The organism is Streptomyces sp. RPA4-2 (assembly GCF_012273515.2).
Taxonomy (GTDB): Bacteria; Actinomycetota; Actinomycetes; order Streptomycetales; family Streptomycetaceae; genus Streptomyces; species Streptomyces kaempferi.
Genome location: NZ_CP050975.2, coordinates 5,148,060 through 5,167,082 on the forward strand (window position 1 = coordinate 5,148,060; position 19,023 = coordinate 5,167,082).

Genomic DNA, 19,023 nt, shown 5'->3' on the forward strand with positions numbered 1-19,023 from the left:
TGGGGCAGGAGCCCTCGCGCGGGCCGGTCCACGCGGCTACGCCGCTCTGACCTCGCGCTCGGCCACCCCGTGCGCGCAGGGGCGCGGGGCCCGGACCCGGCGGCGGAGCAGGCCGGGAAGGGCCAGGGTCACGAAGCCCTCGGCCTGCATGGCGGCGAAGCCGATGCGGGGGAGGTCGCGGGAGGAGCCGTAGACGACGAAGCGCGGCTCCCAGCGCGGGCGGAACTTGGCGTTGAACTTGTACAGGGACTCGATCTGGAACCAGCGGGACAGGAAGACCAGCAGGCCCCTCCAAGCGCGCAGCACGGGCCCCGCGCCGATCTTCTCGCCGCGTGCCAGCGCCGAGCGGAACATCGCGAAGTTGAGCGAGATCCGCTGGATGCCGAGGCGGGGGGACGCCTCCAGGGCGGCCACGATGAGGAGTTCGTTCATGCCGGGGTCGGCGGCGCGGTCGCGCCGCATGAGGTCCAGGGAGACCCCGTCGGTGCCCCACGGGACGAAGTGGAGGACGGCCTTCAGGTCACCGTACGGGCCGGGTGCGTCGTCGGCCTTGTGGGCGGTGGCGATCAGACAGTCGCTGTCGGACGGGTCGCCTATGCGGCCGAGCGCCATGGAGAAGCCGCGCTCGGTGTCGGTGCCCCGCCACGCCTCCGAGGCGCGGCGTATCCGGTCCAGTTCGCCCTCGCTCAGGTCACGGATGCGCCGTACCCGGGTCTCGTAGCCAGCCCGCTCGATGCGTTTCACCATCTGGCGCACGTTGCGCATCGCGCGCCCGGCCAACGAGAAATCCGCGACGTCCACCACCGCCTCGTCGCCCAGTTCGAGGGCGTCGAGGCCGGTCTCCCGGGTCCACACCTCGCCGCCCGTCTCGGAGCAGCCCATCACGGCGGGGGTCCAGGAGTGGGCCTTGGCCTCGTCCATGAAGCGTTCGATGGCGCCGGGCCAGGCCTCGACGTCACCGATGGGGTCGCCGCTGGCCAGCATCACGCCGGAGACGACGCGGTAGGTGACGGCCGCCTTGCCGCTGGGCGAGAACACGACGGCCTTGTCGCGGCGGAGCGCGAAGTGACCGAGCGAGTCGCGGCCGCCGTGTTTGTCGAGGAGGGTCCGCAGCCGGGTCTCGTCGTCCTCGGTGAGGCGGGCGGCGGGGTGTTCGGGGCGGAAGGCCAGATAGATCGTCGTGACGGCGGTCAGCCAGCCGAGCGCGCCGAGCGAGAAGGCGACGGTCCAGGAGGTGGGTCCGGCGTAGTCGACGGGGCCCTCGAAGCCGAACAGGCCGTACAGCACGTGGGCGAGGCGGTCGGCCAGGCTCGGGTCACCGACCATCCGGTCCTCGTGGACGCTGACGATGACCAGTCCGAGGACGAGGGAGCCGGCTCCCATGAGGACGAAGTTCGCGAGGGCCCGCCAGCGGCTGCGTGGATCGGGCAGGGCGGCGAACTCGCTGCGGTGGCGCAGCAGCGGTGCGAGCAGCGCCAGGGAGATGACGACGCCGATGAGCGAATGGCGGTACGCGAACTGGGCGACGGCGCCGGCCGGCAGCAGCACCACGGCGGCGCGCCACGCCCGGCGCTTGCGGCGGCGCAGTCCATGGGCGAGGAGCAGCAGGAGCACGCCCGCGCTGAGCGACAGCGCCGCGGCGAAGGGGCCGAACGAGCCCGGCAGCACCTCGGCCATGGCGTGCATACGGCTGCGCCGGAAGCGCGGGAAGACGCCGGCGGCGATGTCCAGGACCCCTACGAGCGTGCAGGCCCTGGCGACGAGGGCGGGGACGGCCTCAGGGCGGGGACCACGGACTATGCGTCGCGTCCCACCTGTTCGGTCTGGAACCCCACCCGACAATTCCCCATCTATCCTGACAGACATCGCATCCCGTAGTTCTGCGAGAGACCTTGATTCCGGTGCCATTCCGGCATCCGGCGACATTGCGCCCTCTAGGACGGTGTCTTGGGGGGTCAGGTTCACTCCCCATCGGAAAGCCGGTCCAAAAGGCAAGGAAAGTCCGGGGCAAGCTCCTGCGAAGGTGCAGGGCGCGCCCGGGACGGGAAGCGCAGGCGGGAACAGTCCATGGGTCTCACAAGCAACAAGGTGCTGGTGTTGGTGATCTTGTTCGCCGTGCTGCTGTTCGTCGGCACGGTGTGGTGGTGGCCGCGGCTGGCACGGCGCAACTGGCGGGCCGTCGGCGGACGGATCGGCCTGCTACTGGTCACGCAGGTGGCGGTCTTCGCCTCGATCGGTCTCTTCGCCAACCAGGCGTTCGGGTTCTACGCGAGCTGGGCCGACCTCCTCGGCCGGGAGAGCGGCCAGGGTGTGGTGGTCGACCATTCGGGCCGCGGGACCGGCGGCCCTCTTCAGGTCGTCGACACCCGGCAGGTGAATGTGTCGGGCGGTTCCCGGCCGCAGATCGGCGGCCAGATCCAGAAGGTCGACATCGTCGGCCGTACGACGCACATCGCCACCCCGGCGTACGTCTATCTGCCCCCTGAGTACTTCCAGTCGCGCTACCGCACCCGCACCTTCCCGGCGACCACGGTCCTCACCGGATACCCGGGCACCGCGGAGGCGCTCATCAAGGGGCTGCACTATCCGCAGACGGCCCACGAGTTGGCCAAGGACGGCAGGATGCAGCCGATGATCCTGGTCATGATGCGGCCCACCGTCGCGCCGCCGCGGGACACCGAGTGTGTGGACATCCCGGGCGGACCGCAGACCGAGTCCTTCTTCGCCAAGGACCTTCCCGAGGTCGTGGGGGCCCACTACAGGGTGGGCAGGAGGCCCGGGAGCTGGGGCATCGTGGGCGACTCCACGGGCGGGTACTGCGCGCTGAAACTGGCCATGCACCACCCCGAGACGTACGCCGCCGGGGCGGGCCTGTCGCCCTACTACGAGGCGCCGATCGACCCGACGACGGGCGACCTCTTCCACGGGGACCGGCTGCTGCGCAACTCGGCCGACCTGCGCTGGTACCTGCGGCACAAGGCGGCGCCCCACACGTCGCTGCTGGTCACCACCAGCAAGGTGGGCGAGCACAACTACCGGGACACGCTGCGGTTCATCGACCAGGTGAAGGCCACCGGGCGCACCGGGATCGCGTCGATCATCCTCGACAGCGGTGGTCACAATTTCAACACGTGGCGAAGGGAGATCCCGGGGACGCTGCAGTGGATCAGCGGGATACTGAGCGACCGCTGACGGCCCCTCCGGGGACCGCCGACCGCCCCTCCGGGGAGTACGAACGGCTCGGCGGAGAAGATCCGGAGAATTCCCGCCGACTGTTTCGCGGTGCCTTCTCCGGTCGTTCCGCCGCCTATTCGGCGAGAAACGCGACCTCAAAGCGCTTTCGGAAAGACGAAGGGTCCGGACGAAGGGCCGGGCCGAAGGATCAGGACGAAGAGGCTGATCAACAACGAGCGGCGCTCGCGGGCATGCGGGGCATGCGGCGGCCCTTTAGGGGCGAGTGGTCACCCTGGGGACTGCCGGGGCGTTGCGAAGGTTTCGGGGTGGCTGTGTTTTTACCGGGCGGGGCTCCAAGATTCGCCTACGCGCGGTAAGTTTCTGGCCATGCCACGTGGACGTCACCGCCATTCCCCGCCTCTGCACAGGCTGCTGCCTCCCTCGGCCATCGCGGGCGTCTCGCTCGTCTGTGCCGTGGGTCCCTGGCTGTTCACGGAGCCAGGTGTGCTCCGCCTGCTGGCAGCGGGCGCCGCGGTGACCGCTGTCGCCGGCGCCGTCGTCATGCGCAGCTGGGACACGGCCGCGGGCAAGCGGGTCGCGGACCTCACGCGCGCGCGTGCGAGCGACGAGTGGCGCCACGAGGAGCGCGTCGCCGAACTGGAGACGGATCTCGACGAGTCGCGCGAGCTGCGCACCAAGCTCGAACACAACCTGCGGGCCAAGCGCGTGGAGCTGGCGGGCCTGCGCAACGAGCACGCGGCGCTGCTGCGGCGGTACGCCACGGCGGAGACCGAGCGGGCGAGCGCCCTGGAGGGCCGTCGGCTGCTCGAGATAGAGACCACGGCTCCCGCGCGTGAGCTGACCGCCGCGGGGGAGCCGGCGCGGTCCGAGGACTCCGCGGAGCCGGAGACCGAAGGAGCCGACTCGGCGGAGACGCCCGCGGACGTGGCCGACGCGGGCGAGTGCACGGACGCGCGGGCGACGGCGGAGGAGCCGGAGAAGACGGAGGAGGCGGCCGTCGAGAAGGCGGCAGACGAGGAGTCGGCAGCCGGGGCGGCGGACGCGTCCGAGGGTCCCGAGGCCTTCTCGCTTACCGGGTCGTCGCTCTTCCTGCGGGCCGACGCGGCGCTCAGCCGGATCGCGGGCGGTGCCGCGGAGGCCGACGTCCCGGACGCGGACGCGGACGCGGAGGCCGACACCGACGCCGGCTCGGCCGCGGACACCGCCTCCGCCGCCGAGGGTGCTGACGCCGCCGACGATGACGCCCACGGTGATGCGGGCGACGCCACCGAACCGACCGCGGACTCCGATCCCGAGCCGGACCCCGACCCCGAGGCCGAGTCCGTGCCGGAGGACGACGACGCCGGTGCCTCCGCGGGTGCCGAGCCCGGCGACTCACCGGCGGACGGGTCCGCGCACGACGCCCCCGTGACCCCGGCGACCCCCGCGAGCCCCCCTGAGCCTCTTGGACGAGCAGCCCGCGCGAGCCGACGCCGCCGCGTCCGCGCACGGAGCCGGGGAGCGGACGGACGGGACACGGCTTAAGCGACGACGCCCGAGGCGGCCGACGAGCACGCGCGCACGGACACCGTTCCCGCGCCCCCGCAGACCCCCGTTCCCGCTCCCACCGCCGCTCACGCGAAGGCGTCCGCGGTGGCCGAGGAGGCGGCCCACTCCGCGCAGCCGGTGAAGCCCGCCAAGCCCGTGCGTCCCTCCGGGCACTTCACCGTGCCGACCGCGGTGGCCGTCGTGCCGACCGCGCCCGCGCGGCGCCCGTCCGTCGAGGGCGGATTCGACTTCTTCGGTACGCAGCAGGGGTCGTCGCCCGAGGCGATGGCGTCCGTGCAGAACGAGGACCTCGCCGACGTGGTCGGCCAGGAGGCGCTCGCCCTGCACAAGGCCGAGGCCGAGGCCGGTTTCAAGCCCGTCGACGAGGGGTCCCGCGGGGTCGGCCAGGTCATCGACCTGACGGCGCACGACGAGACCGAGCACATCGACGTGGGCGTGCTGCGGAGCGCGGTTTCCTGACCGTGTCCCCCACCGCCTGAGGCATCAGGGTCGCGCGTAACGGGAGGGCAGTGGCACCGAGCCGCTGCCCTCCCGCCGTCAGGCCCCACGACGCCTCCCCCCGAGGCCCCCCGCGCCCTCGCCGCCCAGGCCTCCGCGCCAGGCCGTGCGGGTCACGCCATCCAGCCGTGCGGGTCATGCGATCCAGCCGTGCGGGTCATGCCATCCAGCGGTCCGGCCGGGCCTCCCGCCGCCCCGTCCGTGACCGGTCCGCCTGCGCCTGAAGAAGCTCCGCGGCCTCCGGGGCGCGGCGCAGCCGAGCCGTCACCGTCTTGCCGGCCCCGGTGTCCACATGGACGTCGGCGAGGCCGTGGAAGCGTTTCCAGGGCCCCTGCGTCAGCCGGACGCTCTGGACCTTCGCATGGGGTACGAGGGAGAGGCTGCGGCGCAGCAGGCCGTGGCGGGTGGCGAACACGGTGTCGGTGACGGCGATCCCGTACCCCCGCCACCAGAACGGCACGCACCACCCGGCCCGGCGCGGCGGCCGGGACAGGGCGGACGGCACCGTCACTCCCGGCAGCACGCCCGCGACCACCGCCTCGGCGACCTCGCGCGGGGCGACCGGCACGAGGACGGAGTTGGACGACCCCGCCACGTCCAGCTCGACCCGTACCCACCCGCGCCGCCGCCACAGCAGCGGTTCGATGATCCGTACGGTCTGCACGCGCCCCGGCGGCACCGTCTCGTGCGTACGGTCGAGGAGGCCGTGGTCGATGCGGAGCCCGTCGGGGGAGTCGCCCACCGTCCAGTCGTACTCGCCGACGAACCGGCCCACGCTGCTCGCGCCCGCGGCGCCGAGCAGCGGCACCCCGGTCGCGAGGACCGACCACACGCTGTGGGTGGCGAACCAGAGCACGGGCGGTACGACGAGCGCGGCGGCCAGGGAGCCCCAGGTGGCGCCGGTGAGGACCAGGGAGACGGCCAGGACGCCCGCCGGGACGTGCAGCAGCCGCCGTACCGGGGCCTCGCCGACCTCGTGCGCCGTCTCCGGGGCGAAACCGGCCGCCCGGGCGAGGAGTTCGGCGCGCAGGGCGCGGGCGTCGTCCTCGCCGAGGAAGGCGAGTTCGTCCTTCTTGTGCGTCCCCACGACATCGAGTTTGAGTTTGGTGACACCCGCCACGCGGGCCAGCAGCGGCTGGGTGACGTCGACGGCCTGGAGGCGGTCGAGCCGGATGTGCGCGGTACGCCGGAAGAACAGGCCGGTGCGGATGCGCAGTTCCGTCTCGGTCACCGCGAAGTGCGTGAACCACCAGCTGAGGAAGCCGTAGAGGGCGGCCGCCGGGACGATCACGGCGAGCCCGATGAGCAGCGCCGTCGTCGTCAGCCGGGTCAGCTGCTCCTGCGCCTGATCGGGGTCGTGGACGGCCCAGCCGGCTATCACGGCGACGGGCGCCCAGGCCCTCCGGAACGGCGTCACGGGGTGCAGCCGCCGCTCGACCAGCGGCTTCTCCTCCCGCGCGGCGTCCTGCGGGCCCGGCGCCGGCGTCGTCACAGCCCCGCCGATCGGGCCTCGCCCAGCTCGGTCAGCCGGTCGCGCAGCCGCTCGGCCTCGGCCGGGTCCAGACCCGGGATGCGGGCGTCCGTCGCCGCGGCCGCCGTGTGCAGCTGCACGCTCGCGAGCCCGAAGTGCCGCTCGACGGGGCCGGAGGTCACCTCGACCAGCTGCATCCGGCCGTACGGCACCACGGTCTCCTCACGGAACAGCACCCCCCGGCTGATCAGCAGGTCGTCCGCGCGCTCGGCGTACCGCCAGGAGCGCCAGTTGCGCCCCAGCATCCGCCAGCCCCAGCCCAGCAGAGCGAGCGGCAGCAGGGCGAAGGCGGCCCAGACCGGCCCCGCGAGCAGCCCCGGCAGGAGGGCCACGGCGATCGTCAGCAGCCCCAGCCACACCACCAGCAGCAGCCGGCGCATCCGCAGCAGACCCGGCGGCAGCCCGGTCCAGACAGGCTCCGAGGCGGTGTCGACCGCGGCTTCCGTGCTCCGCTTTTCCATGCCGCAAGGGTACGTACGCCAGACTGTGTCCATGACTCCCAAGACGGAGACCACGATCGGTATCGGCGGCGCCGCGGAAAGCACCGACATGGTGCTCAACATCGGGCCCCAGCACCCGTCGACGCACGGCGTGCTGCGGCTGCGGCTCGTGCTCGACGGCGAACGGATCCAGCATGCGGAGCCGGTGATCGGCTATATGCATCGCGGTGCGGAGAAACTGTTCGAGGCGCGCGACTACCGCCAGATCGTCATGCTCGCCAACCGCCACGACTGGCTCTCGGCGTTCTCGAACGAGCTGGGTGTGGTGCTCGCCGTGGAGCGGATGCTCGGCATGGAGGTCCCCGAGCGCGCGGTGTGGCTGCGCACGCTGCTCGCGGAGCTCAACCGTGTCCTGAACCACCTGATGTTCCTGGGTTCCTACCCCCTGGAGCTGGGCGGGATCACGCCGATCTTCTACGCGTTCACGGAGCGCGAGGAGCTCCAGCACGTGATGGAGGAGATCTCCGGCGGGCGCATGCACTACATGTTCAACCGGGTCGGGGGCCTCAAGGAGGACCTCCCCGCCGGATGGACCACACGCGCGCGCGGCGCCGTCACCGCGCTGCGCTCGCGGATGGGCGTGTACGACGACCTGGTGCTCGGCAACGAGATCTTCCGGGGGCGCACGCGGGACGTGGGCGTCCTCGCACCGGCGGCCGTGCACGCGTACGGCGTGAGCGGGCCGGTCGCGCGCGCCTCGGGGGTCGACTTCGACCTGCGCCGCGACGAGCCGTATCTGGCGTACGGCGAGCTCCAGGACACCCTGAAGGTCGTCACGCGGCAGGAGGGCGACTGCCTGGCCCGCTTCGAGTGCCTCCTGGAGCAGACGCACAACGCGCTGGACCTCGCGGACGCCTGTCTCGACCGGCTGGCCGAGCTGCCGCCCGGACCGGTCAACCAACGCCTCCCCAAGGTCCTCAAGGCGCCCGAGGGCCACACGTACGCCTGGACCGAGAACCCCCTCGGCATCAACGGTTACTACCTGGTCAGCAAGGGCGAGAAGACCCCGTACCGGCTGAAGCTGCGCTCGGCCTCGTACAACAACATCCAGGCGCTGACCGAGCTGCTGCCGGGCACGCTGGTCGCGGACATGGTGGCGATCCTGGGATCACTGTTCTTCGTGGTCGGCGACATCGACAAGTAGCTCGGCGGGCAGGCCGTCGAACAGGGTGCGGCGGCCTGACCGGGGCACTCCCACCGGCTGCAGCAGCCAGCCGAAGTCGCCCAGGCCGCCGGGCGCGGTGAGCTCGGCGGCCTCGCCGGCACCCGCGAGGGCGCGTACGTACGCGGCAGGATCGCTCGAAGCCAGCGCGAGCGCCGGTCGGGCTCCGCTCACGCCCAGCGCGCGCAGCGCGGCCCGCTGGGTCACCACGTGCCCCCCGGGCAGCGCGCACGCGTCGAGGGCGACGTGCGCCGTGATGTCGCACGACCCGTCGGGCACGGCCCGTGTCTCCCGGCCCTCGAGGAAGCCCGTGAGCGTCCCGAAGGGTGGCCGGGCGGCGGCGAGGTGGGCGTAGTCGACGGCGACGGCCAGACCCCGGTCGAGGGTGCCCACGGCTGCGGCCCAGGCCGTGTCCCTGGAGAGCCCGATCTCGGCGCGGGTCCCCTCGCCGGCCGCCGGCCACCACGCGCGCAGCCACCGCGCCTCGGCTCCGGCGACGGGCTCCCCGAGGCGTTCGGTCCCGTCCTCGGGCCGTACGAGAACCAGCCGCCGTACGCCCTCGGAGTCCACCTCCGCCACGTCCACCGGCACGTTGTCCAGCCACTCGTTGGCGAACAGCAGTCCGGTGGTCCCGCGCGGGGGCTCCGGGAGCCACTGGATCCGGGGGTCGAGTCCGGCGGGGCGACCGGCGCGTTCGACGGCGTACCCGCGCGCCCGGGAGGCCACGTCGGCGGGGAGCGCGGCGAGGACACCCGTCACCAGTTCGCCGTGACCGGCCGCCATGTCGACGAAGTCGAGCGCGGCGGGGCGGCCGAGGGCCGCGTCGACCCGGCACAGCAGCCGGGCCACGGCGGCCGCGAAGAGCGGGGAGGCGTGCACCGACGTACGGAAGTGGGCCGCGGGCCCCTCGGGCCTGCGGTAGAAGCCCGAGGGGCCGTACAGCGCCTCCTGTGCCGCCTCGCGCCAACCCCGCCACAAGCCCGCCGCCTCATGCCTCACCGGGCCAGGCTAGGGCCTGTCGTTTGGATCAGGTGGCGCCAGGGCGGGGTGTCTTGCCAGGTGGGCCGAGCGGGCCCCGCGTCCCGCCACATGATCCAAACGGCAGGCCCTAGGCGTCGGGAACGGGGAGAGCCTCCACCTTGGGGAGTACGAGCACCGCTCGCGGATCGGTCCTCCGGTTGACCCCTGCACACTGCACGCTTCCCTACTCTGGGTTACGTGCAGCGCCTTTATGACTTTCTCCGCAGACACCCGACGTGGGTCGACGGCTTCTGGGCCGTCGTCCTGCTCGGGATCTCCGCCGTGAGCCTCACCAAGGTCAACGGCGCTGCGAACCACCACGGGTCACTCGCGGCGGCCCTCCCGATCGCCCTGGTCCTGAGCCTGGTCGTGGCGCTGCGCCGCCGTATGCCCGAGAAGATGCTGGTCCTGGCGGCCGCGATGGGCCTCGCCCAGCTGGTCCTGGACGTCGAGGTGGTGCCCGCCGACTTCGCGATGCTGGTGATCATCTACACCGTCGCGGCGGACGGCGCCCGCTGGGCCTCCCGCTTCGCGCTGATCGGCGGCCTGTGCGCGGCGACCCTCTCGCAGATCCGCTGGCCCCAGCTGGACTCCGGCTCGCTGGGCAACATCCTGATAGCGGTCTTCCAGACGGTGCCGTTCGCGCTCGCCTGGGTGCTCGGCGACTCCGTCCGCACCCGCCGCGCCTATCTCGCCCAGCTGGAGGAGCGGGCCGCCCGGCTGGAGAAGGAGCGTGAGGCGCAGGCCAAGGTCGCCGTCGCCGCCGAGCGCGCCCGGATCGCCCGCGAGCTGCACGACGTGGTCGCGCACAACGTCTCGGTGATGGTGGTCCAGGCCGATGGCGCCGCTTACGTCATGGACACCGCCCCCGAGCAGGCGAGGAAGGCCCTGGAGACCATCTCCGGGACCGGCCGCCAGGCGCTCGCCGAGATGCGCCGCCTGCTCGGCGTCCTGCGCACCGGCGAACACCAGGAGGTCGGCGAGTACGTGCCGCAGCCCGACGTGGAGCAGCTCGACGACCTCATCGAGCAGTGCCGCACCTCGGGGCTGCCCGTCGACTTCAAGGTCGAGGGGACGCCGCGGCCCCTGCCCAGCGGCGTGGAGCTCACGGCGTACCGCATCGTGCAGGAGGCGCTCACCAACACGCGCAAGCACGGGGGCCCGAACATCGGCGCGAGTGTGCGCCTGGTCTACTTCGACGACGGCCTCGGCCTGCTCGTCGAGGACGACGGCAAGGGCGCGCCCCACGAGCTGTACGAGGAGGGGGGCGCCGACGGGCAGGGGCACGGTCTGATCGGGATGCGCGAGCGCGTCGGCATGGTCGGCGGCACCCTGGACGCGGGGCCGCGGCCCGGTGGAGGCTTCCGCATCAGTGCCCTGCTGCCGCTCAAGCCAGCGCCCTGACACCTGTACACGTGCGATCCGTAAGCATGTGATCCGTAAGCAAGTGATGTGAAGGGACCCCGATGGCGATCCGCGTGATGCTCGTCGACGACCAGGTGCTGCTGCGCACCGGTTTCCGGATGGTGCTCGACGCCCAGCCGGACATGGAGGTCGTGGCCGAGGCGGGCGATGGTGTCGAGGCTCTCCAGGTGCTGCGGGCGACGGCCGTCGACGTGGTGCTGATGGACGTCCGGATGCCGAAGCTGGACGGGGTGGAGACCACGCGCCGCATCTGCTCGGACCCGAACCCCCCGAAGGTGCTGATCCTCACCACCTTCGATCTCGACGAGTACGCCTTCTCCGGGCTGAAGGCGGGCGCCTCCGGCTTCATGCTCAAGGACGTGCCGCCCGGCGAACTGCTCACCGCCATCCGCTCCGTGCACAGCGGGGACGCGGTGGTCGCGCCGTCCACCACCCGGCGCCTGCTCGACCGCTTCGCGCCGATGCTGCCCAACGCCGGCAAGGACCCCCAGCACAAGGGGCTGGAGCGGCTCACCGACCGCGAGCGCGAGGTGATGATCCTGGTCGCGCAGGGCCTGTCGAACGGTGAGATCGCGGCACGCCTCGTGCTCTCCGAGGCGACCGTGAAGACCCATGTGGGGCGCATTCTGACGAAGCTGGGGCTGCGGGACCGGGTGCAGGTGGTGGTCCTCGCCTACGAGACGGGGCTCGTACGGGCGGGCGGGCACCGCTGATCCGTCGGCGGGCCGGGCGCGTGATCCCTCGGCGGGCCGGGCGTGCCCGCCTCTCGCGGTCCCACCGGGGCCGTGGGGCGCGGCTCAGCGCAGGATGCCCTCCAGGAAGTCGCTGCCGAGCCGGGCCACGACCGTCACGTCCAGCTGGTGCAGCACGTACCGGCCACGGCGCCGCGTGGTGATCAGGCCCGCCTTCTTGAGCACGCCCAGGTGCCGGGATATCTCAGGGGCCGTCATCCCGTTCACCTGGGCCAGCTCGCCCGTGGTGAACACGCTGCGGGCCAGACTCCGGCAGATCCGCATCCGGACCGGATGCGACAGGGCGGTCATCCGCAGCGTCAGCTGCTCCAGGGAGGACGGGGCGGTCAGCTCGGGAGAGCCGACCGGGTAGTGCAGCACCGGCTGCCAGCCGTACCGGTGCAGCACCATCAGGTGCGGCCAGCCGAGACTCGTCGGCACCAGGAGGAGGCCACCGTCCCCGGTGGACGTCCGGCCCTGGCCCAGCTTGTCGACCGTGATCGTCTGGGACCTCTCGTCGAGCGCCATCGCGGGGGAGACCGAGGCCACGGCCTCCGCCAGGCCCCTGCGCCGCAGCAGATCCGTCTTGTGCCGGGCGTCCGCCGCGAGCTGGTGGCGCAGCCGGGACCAGGTCTCCGCGAAGAACGCCTCGTCGCAGTCCTCCAGGAACTGCCGCAGCCACGCCCGGATCTGCGGGGGATCGTCCAGCAGCCGTCTGCTGAACCGCACCTGCTGGGGTCCGCGCGCGGCGGCCAGCTCCAGCGCGCGGTGCTGCAGCGCCGGGTCGGAGAGCGTGTCGGGGCCCGGCCCCTCGTACGGGAGCGCGCAGGTGAACTCCAGCGCCGCGTCCACGAACTGCTCGTCCGTCAGCTTGTCCAGCTGGTCCAGCTCCTCGGCGAGCGTGGCGCCCGGGAGCGTGCTCCGGCCGGGGATGCCCGCGTACGGCAGGAACAGGTCGGAGAAGGTCGTCCGCCACAGGAAGTCGGCCTCGCACATCCGGTCGGCGAGATGCGGGTCGAGGCGGGGGGTCACGCCGGTCGCCCAGCCCTGGAGCCCGGGGTGGTGCCCCGGCTCGGACAGCGCGTGCAGCGCCATCCCGAGCTCGGCCAGCGGCGAGGGCACGACGGCGATCCGCTCCGGCCGGAGCCCGGTGACATCGATACGCACGCTCATGACCTCATGGTGCACCCCACCACCGACAACGCCGCCGCCGATTGACGGCGGCCGTCAATCGGCGGCGGAGTACGCCGAGCGCCGGCGCCCCAGGAGGGCCGGGATGTCAGCCGGGCAGCCGCGCCACGAAGTCCGCGACGGCCGCCTTCACGTCCCCGGCCGTCCACTCGAGGCCCTGGGCCGCCACCGTGACCTCGGTGAGCGCGAGCCCCGGGCCGCCACGACTCCAGCGCCCGAAGAGACCGGTCTTCGTCTCCTCGGTGTGCAGCATCGCCGCGTCCGTGAGCACCTCGGCGTCGTAGGGCAGCCAGACCTGGAACTGATGGGTGTGCGGCTCCTCGGGATGAACGCGCGCCCAGGGCACCCCGGCCTCGGCGAACCCCTCGCGCAGGGCGGCGGCGACCACGCGCGCGTGGGCCACGTACGCGGGCAGCCGCGGCAGTTCCCGGTCCAGCCCGATCAGCGCCGCCAGCACGGTCGGGAACTGCTGGAAGACCATGCCGCCGTACCGGTGCCGCCAGGCCTTCGCCTCGTCGATCAGCGTCCTCGGGCCCGCGACCGCCGCCCCGCCGAGGCCGTCCAGCGACTTGTAGAACGACACGTAGACGCTGTCCGCGAGGCCCGCGATCTCGTCCAGGGGACGGCCGAGATGCGGGGTGCACTCCCACAGCCGGGCTCCGTCGAAGTGCACGACGGCATCCCGCTCGCGCGCCGCCTCCGTGACCGCCACGAGCTCCTCCCAGGACGGCAGTACGAAACCGGCGTCCCGCAGGGGCAGTTCGAGCATCAGTGACCCGAACGGCTCCTCGAAGTCCCGGACCTCCTCGGCGGTCGGCAGCCGCGGTTCGTCCGTCACCCGGACCGGGCGCAGGCCGCTGAGCCTGCTGAACGCGTGCCGCTCGTGCGTCTCCGGGTGGCCGAGCGCGTGCATCGCGACGGTCGCGTCGCCGGTACGGCCCGCCCAGCAGCGCAGGGCGACCTGCTGCGCCATGGTCCCGGTGGGGAAGAATGCGGCCGCTTCCTTGCCGAGCAGTCCGGCGACCCGCTCCTCCAGGGTCTCCACGAGCCGGTCGCCGTACATGTCCACCGGCCGGTCGAGGTCGTACACGCTCTCGGCGCCGTCGTTCAGCCAGGCCAGCCGCGAACGGACCGTCTGCTGATGGCTCGACCGCCACAGCACCCGTTCGGCCGCCTGCCACGCGGCGTTCCGCCGCTCCCGCTTCCGCTCCGCCGTCTCTTCCCGGCCCTGCCCGCCCGTCTCTTCCGTGTCCCGCTCCGTGTCCCGCTCCGCGGCCTGTTCCCGGCCCCGCTCCGCCGAATCGCTCATCCCCGGATGATGCCGTGCGCCGTCCCGTCCTGGCACCCCCATTTGCGCACCCGTCGCGACCTGCGGAAACCCACAGCCTGTGGACAACCGAAACGGCCCCCGAACCAATCGCGTTAACATGACGAGAAATCGTCCGGTACCCCGAGCGGACTGGAACGGAAGGCCGCCGTCGAGTGAGTACATCCCCCCAGCCAGAACCCAAGGACCGACCCGCACGCCTCGGCGTCGGCGTCGTCGGCGCGGGCCGCGTCGGCCCCGCCCTCGCGGCGGCCCTCCAGCTCGCCGGACACCGCCCGGTGGCCGTCTCCGGGGTCTCCGACGCCTCCAGGCGCCGTGCCGCGCTGCTCCTGCCCGATGTGCCGCTGATGTCCCCGGCACAGGTTCTCGAGCGCGCCGACCTGGTCCTGCTGACCGTCCCGGACGACACCCTGCCCGGTCTCGTGGAAGGACTCGCCGAGACCGGGGCCGTCCGGCCCGGCCAACTGCTCGTGCACACCTCCGGGCGGTACGGCGCGCGGGTGCTCGACCCGGCACTGCGGGCCGGCGCCCTGCCGCTCGCGCTGCACCCCGCCATGACCTTCACCGGCACCCCGGTGGACGTGCAGCGGCTGGCCGGATGCTCCTTCGGGGTCACCGCGCCCGAGGAGCTGCGCCTCGCCGCCGAGGCCCTCGTGATCGAGATGGGCGGCGAGCCCGAGTGGATCTCCGAGGAGTCCCGGCCGCTCTACCACGCGGCCCTCGCACTCGGCGCCAACCACCTGGTGACCCTGGTCGCCGAGTCCATGGACCTGCTGCGCGCCGCGGGCGTCGAGGCCCCCGACCGGATGCTCGGCCCGCTGCTCGGCGCCGCCCTCGACAACGCCCTCAGATCCGGCGACGCGGCCCTCACCGGGCCCGTCGCGCGCGGGGACGCGGGCACGGTCGCGGCCCACGTCGCCGAGCTGCGCAAACACGCCCCCCAGACCGTCGCCGGCTACCTCGCGATGGCCCGTGCGACCGCCGACCGCGCCCTCGCCCACGGCCTGCTGAAGCCGGAACTTGCCGAGGACCTCCTCGGGGTACTCGCCGACGGCGCGACCCTGCCCGACGACGGGAGCGACCGATGACCGTCCTGCTGCGCACCTCCGACGACCTGCACGCGCGCGGACGGGGCGAGCGCCGGGTCGTGGTGATGACCATGGGCGCCCTGCACGAGGGCCACGCCACGCTGATCCGCACGGCCCGCGAGCTCGCCGGCCCGCGGGGCGACGTAGTCGTCACCGTCTTCGTGAACCCCCTCCAGTTCGGCGCTGGCGAGGACCTCGACCGCTACCCCCGCACCCTCGACTCCGACGTCAAGACCGCCGAGCAGGCGGGCGCGGACGCCGTGTTCGCCCCCTCCGTGGACGAGGTCTACCCGGGCGGCGAACCCCAGGTCCGGCTCTCCGCCGGCCCCATGGGCGAGCGGCTGGAGGGCGCCACACGCCCCGGCCACTTCGACGGCATGCTCACCGTCGTCGCCAAGCTGCTGCACCTCACCCGGCCCGACACGGCCCTGTTCGGGCAGAAGGACGCCCAGCAGCTCGCCCTGATCCGCCGCATGGTCCGCGACCTGAACTTCGGCGTGGAGATCGTCGGCGTACCCACCGTGCGCGAGGACGACGGACTCGCCCTCTCCAGCCGCAACCGCTTCCTGTCGACCGAGGAGCGGCGCACCGCCCTCGCCCTCTCCCAGGCGCTGTTCGCCGGCCGCGACCGGCACGCCGCCCAGGAGGCCCTGCGCGCGCGGGCCCGCGAAGTGCCCGCCACACGCGCGCGTGCCGAGGCGCTCAGCGCGATCGGCGAGTCCCGCGCCGCCGCGGACGCGCACGCCGTGGCCAAGGCCGCCCCCAGCGGCCCCTCCGGTGTCCGCGCGGCCGCCCGCCTGATCCTGGACGAGGCGGCCCGCCTCCGGCCGCCGCTGGCCCTGGACTACCTGGCGCTGGTCGATCCGTCCGACTTCACCGAGATCCAGGACGACTTCACCGGCGACGCGGTCCTCGCCGTCGCCGCCCGGGTCGGGACGACCCGCCTGATCGACAACATCCCCCTCACCTTCGGAGCCGCCTCGTGACCGGCAAAGGCACAGGTACCGGTAAAGGCACAGGTACCGGCATACGACTGCACGCGCCCGCCCCCGGCTGGGCCCTGACCGCCGACGTGGTGGTCGTCGGCTCCGGCGTCGCCGGCCTCACCGCCGCCCTGCGCTGCCAGGCCGCGGGCCTGACGACCGTCGTCGTCACCAAGGCACGCCTGGACGACGGCTCCACCCGCTGGGCCCAGGGCGGCATCGCCGCGGCCCTCGGCGAGGGCGACACCCCCGAACAGCACCTCGACGACACCCTCGTCGCGGGCGTGGGACTGTGCGACGAGGACGCGGTACGCATCCTCGTCACCGAGGGCCCCGACGCCGTACGCCGCCTCATCGCGACCGGAGCCCACTTCGACGAGTCCTCCGAGGGCGACCTGGAACTCACCCGCGAGGGCGGCCACCACCGCCGCCGCATCGCGCACGCGGGCGGCGACGCGACCGGCGCCGAGATCTCCCGGGCGCTCGTCGAGGCGGTACGCGCGCGTGGCCTGCGCACGGTGGAGAACGCGCTCGTCCTGGACCTCCTGACGGACGCCGACGGCCGCACCGCGGGTGTGACCCTGCACGTCATGGGAGAGGGCCAGCACGACGGCGTGGGAGCCGTGTACGCACCCACCGTGGTCCTCGCCACCGGCGGCATGGGCCAGGTCTTCTCCGCGACCACCAATCCCTCGGTCTCGACGGGCGACGGCGTGGCCCTCGCACTGCGCGCGGGCGCCGAGGTCTCCGACCTCGAATTCGTGCAGTTCCACCCGACCGTGCTGTTCCTCGGCCCGGACGCGGAGGGCCAGCAGCCACTGGTGTCGGAGGCGGTACGCGGCGAGGGCGCCCACCTGGTCGACGCGGACGGCGTGCGCTTCATGCTCGGCCGGCACGAGCTGGCCGAGCTGGCACCCCGGGACATCGTCGCCAAGGGCATCATGCGCCGCATGCAGGAGCAGGGCGCCGAGCACATGTACCTCGACGCCCGGCACTTCGGCGCCGACATGTGGGAGCACCGCTTCCCGACCATCCTCGCCGCCTGCCGCGCCCACGGCATCGACCCGGTGACCGAGCCCGTCCCGGTCGCCCCGGCCGCCCACTACGCCTCCGGCGGCGTCCGCACGGACGCCCGGGGCCGCACCACGGTGCCCGGTCTGTATGCCTGCGGCGAGGTCGCCTGCACCGGCGTGCACGGCGCCAACCGGCTCGCCTCCAACTCCCTCCTGGAAGGCCTGGTCTACGCCGAGCGCATCGCGGCCGACATCGTGTACGGCCGTGCCGAGGACGGCCTCCACGCGCGCGTGCCCGAGCCGGTCCCGCACCCCGACAAGCCCGCGCACCCGCTGCTCGCGCCCGAGGCCCGGTTCGCCATCCAGCGGATCATGACGGACGGCGCGGGCGTCCTGCGCTCGGCCGAGTCCCTGGCCCACGCGGCCGACCGTCTCCAGCGGCTGCACACGGACGCCCGCGACGCCCTCGACGAGAACGGCAAGACCTCCGAGCCCGGCGTCGACACCTGGGAGGCCACCAACCTCCTGTGCGTGGCGCGGGTCCTGGTCACCGCCGCCCTCCTGCGCGAGGAGACCCGCGGCTGCCACTGGCGCGAGGACCACGCCGACCGCGACGACTCGGACTGGCGCCGGCACATCGTCGTACGGCTGAATCCCGACCGCACGCTCGCCGTGCACACCACCGACACAGCAGACTTCCCCCCGACCCTCCCCCCAAGCCGACGGCCCCGCCCGGGCAGGGGGACCCCCCATGCCCCGGCAGACGCCCCGCAACCAGGAGCAGTGACCGAAGTGAGCACCCTCGACCTTCCCCTCGCCCAGAGCGGCGGCTGCGGCGACGGCTGCGGCTGTGGCGGCGCCGACAACGGCGGCGACGAGACGTACATGGAGTGCGGCCTCGACCCCGCGCTCGCCCAGCTCCTCGCCGACGCCGGACTCGACCCGCTCGAGGTCGAGGACATCGCGAACGTCGCCATCCAGGAGGACCTCGACAACGGCGTGGACGTGACGACCGTCGCGACCATTCCCGAGGACGCCGTCTCCACCGCCGACTTCACCGCCCGTGACGCGGGCGTCGTCGCGGGCCTGCGCGTCGCCGAGGCCGTCGTCTCCGTGGTCTGCACCGACGAGTTCGAGGTGGAGCGGCACGTCGAGGACGGCGACCGGGTCGAGGCGGGACAGAAGCTCCTCAGCGTCACCACCCGCACCCGCGACCTCCTCACGGCCGAGCGCAGCGCGCTGAACCTGCTGTGCCGTCTGTCCGGCATCGCGACCGCCACGCGCGCGTGGGCCGACGCCCTGGAGGGCACCGGCACCCGTGTGCGCGACACCCGTAAGACGACCCCGGGCCTGCGCTCCCTGGAGAAGTTCGCGGTGCGCTGCGGCGGAGGCGTCAACCACCGCATGTCGCTCTCGGACGCCGCACTGGTCAAGGACAACCACGTGGTCGCCGCCGGCGGCGTGGAGCAGGCCTTCACGGCCGTCCGTGAGGCCTTCCCGGACGTCGCGATCGAGGTCGAGGTCGACACGCTGCACCAGCTGCGCCAGGTCCTGGACGCGGGCGCCGACCTGATCCTCCTCGACAACTTCACGCCCGTCGAGTGCGAGGAGGCGGTGGCCCTGGTCGCCGGCCGCGCGCTCCTGGAGGCCTCGGGCCGGCTCACCCTCGGCAACGCCGAGGAGTACGCCAGGACGGGCGTCGACTTCCTCGCGGTGGGCGCCCTGACCCACTCCTCGCCGATCCTGGACATCGGCCTGGACCTGCGCGACGCGTCGGCGGACGAGGCATCCACGGACGAGGCGGAGTAGGA

The 19,023-nt window shown here is 73.1% G+C and carries 13 protein-coding genes and 2 pseudogenes; 9 read left to right on the forward strand and 6 right to left on the reverse strand.

Annotated elements, in window-relative coordinates:
• Positions 1-36: 36 nt before the first annotated feature.
• Positions 37-1,842 carry a phosphatidylglycerol lysyltransferase domain-containing protein gene (locus HEP85_RS22490; protein WP_168529322.1) on the reverse strand — a complete coding sequence of 602 codons (1,806 nt, stop codon included), beginning with the start codon at positions 1,840-1,842 and terminating at the stop codon, positions 37-39.
• 225 nt (positions 1,843-2,067) lie between these two features.
• On the opposite strand from HEP85_RS22490, the gene HEP85_RS22495 reads away from it, so the two are divergent.
• Both HEP85_RS22495 and HEP85_RS22500 read left to right on the forward strand, forming a co-directional pair.
• Positions 2,068-3,192: an esterase family protein gene (locus tag HEP85_RS22495; protein WP_168529323.1), complete on the forward strand. Its 1,125-nt coding sequence runs from the start codon at positions 2,068-2,070 to the stop codon at positions 3,190-3,192.
• 369 nt (positions 3,193-3,561) lie between these two features.
• Positions 3,562-5,202 (forward strand): annotated as a pseudogene (locus tag HEP85_RS22500) (hypothetical protein).
• 196 nt (positions 5,203-5,398) lie between these two features.
• Here HEP85_RS22500 and HEP85_RS22505 read toward each other — a convergent pair.
• Both HEP85_RS22505 and HEP85_RS22510 read right to left on the reverse strand, forming a co-directional pair.
• Positions 5,399-6,733 (reverse strand): PH domain-containing protein, encoded by a 1,335-nt coding sequence (locus tag HEP85_RS22505; protein ID WP_329527063.1) that lies wholly within the window; start codon positions 6,731-6,733, stop codon positions 5,399-5,401.
• Positions 6,730-7,233: a PH domain-containing protein gene (locus HEP85_RS22510; protein ID WP_168529324.1), complete on the reverse strand. Its 504-nt coding sequence runs from the start codon at positions 7,231-7,233 to the stop codon at positions 6,730-6,732. The genes HEP85_RS22505 and HEP85_RS22510 overlap by 4 nt, the downstream gene beginning before the upstream one ends.
• A gap of 31 nt (positions 7,234-7,264) precedes the next feature.
• Here HEP85_RS22510 and HEP85_RS22515 point away from each other — a divergent pair, with 31 nt between their 5' ends.
• Entirely contained in the window at positions 7,265-8,416 is a 1,152-nt protein-coding gene (locus tag HEP85_RS22515) for an NADH-quinone oxidoreductase subunit D (protein WP_168529325.1), read from the forward strand.
• On the opposite strand, the gene HEP85_RS22520 is transcribed toward HEP85_RS22515, so the two are convergent.
• Positions 8,381-9,433, reverse strand: a complete 1,053-nt coding sequence (locus HEP85_RS22520; protein ID WP_365768581.1) for an SAM-dependent methyltransferase — start codon at positions 9,431-9,433, stop codon at positions 8,381-8,383. The two genes, HEP85_RS22515 and HEP85_RS22520, sit on opposite strands and share 36 nt — an antisense overlap.
• A 219-nt stretch (positions 9,434-9,652) precedes the next feature.
• Here HEP85_RS22520 and HEP85_RS22525 point away from each other — a divergent pair, with 219 nt between their 5' ends.
• Both HEP85_RS22525 and HEP85_RS22530 read left to right on the forward strand, forming a co-directional pair.
• A complete protein-coding gene (locus HEP85_RS22525) occupies positions 9,653-10,858 on the forward strand; it encodes a sensor histidine kinase (RefSeq protein ID WP_168529326.1) in 1,206 nt (401 codons plus the stop codon).
• 62 nt (positions 10,859-10,920) lie between these two features.
• Positions 10,921-11,592: a response regulator transcription factor gene (locus HEP85_RS22530; protein WP_168529327.1), complete on the forward strand. Its 672-nt coding sequence runs from the start codon at positions 10,921-10,923 to the stop codon at positions 11,590-11,592.
• Positions 11,593-11,676: 84 nt separating this feature from the next.
• Here the strand turns inward: HEP85_RS22530 and HEP85_RS22535 are convergent, their stop codons facing one another.
• Together HEP85_RS22535 and HEP85_RS22540 are read right to left on the reverse strand one after the other, a co-directional pair.
• Positions 11,677-12,783 (reverse strand): DUF5937 family protein, encoded by a 1,107-nt coding sequence (locus HEP85_RS22535; RefSeq protein WP_168529328.1) that lies wholly within the window; start codon positions 12,781-12,783, stop codon positions 11,677-11,679.
• Between the two features lie 106 nt (positions 12,784-12,889).
• The gene (locus HEP85_RS22540) at positions 12,890-14,110 is read right to left on the reverse strand and encodes a low specificity L-threonine aldolase (protein ID WP_168529330.1); all 1,221 of its coding nucleotides are present in this window, start codon (positions 14,108-14,110) and stop codon (positions 12,890-12,892) included.
• 173 nt (positions 14,111-14,283) lie between these two features.
• Here HEP85_RS22540 and HEP85_RS22545 point away from each other — a divergent pair, with 173 nt between their 5' ends.
• The 4 genes and pseudogenes from HEP85_RS22545 (at position 14,284) to nadC (ending at position 19,021) form a co-directional block, all read left to right on the forward strand.
• Positions 14,284-15,216, forward strand: coding sequence for a Rossmann-like and DUF2520 domain-containing protein (locus HEP85_RS22545; RefSeq protein ID WP_168529332.1), 933 nt, complete (start codon positions 14,284-14,286; stop codon positions 15,214-15,216).
• Positions 15,213-16,202, forward strand: coding sequence for a pantoate--beta-alanine ligase (gene panC, locus HEP85_RS22550; RefSeq protein WP_168529334.1), 990 nt, complete (start codon positions 15,213-15,215; stop codon positions 16,200-16,202). Before HEP85_RS22545 ends, panC begins: the two co-directional genes overlap by 4 nt.
• Positions 16,199-17,920, forward strand: a pseudogene (locus HEP85_RS22555) (L-aspartate oxidase); the annotation flags it as partial. The gene panC and the pseudogene HEP85_RS22555, both read left to right, overlap by 4 nt.
• Before the next feature lie 177 nt (positions 17,921-18,097).
• Positions 18,098-19,021: a carboxylating nicotinate-nucleotide diphosphorylase gene (gene nadC, locus HEP85_RS22560; protein ID WP_369658131.1), complete on the forward strand. Its 924-nt coding sequence runs from the start codon at positions 18,098-18,100 to the stop codon at positions 19,019-19,021.
• Positions 19,022-19,023 lie beyond the last annotated feature (2 nt).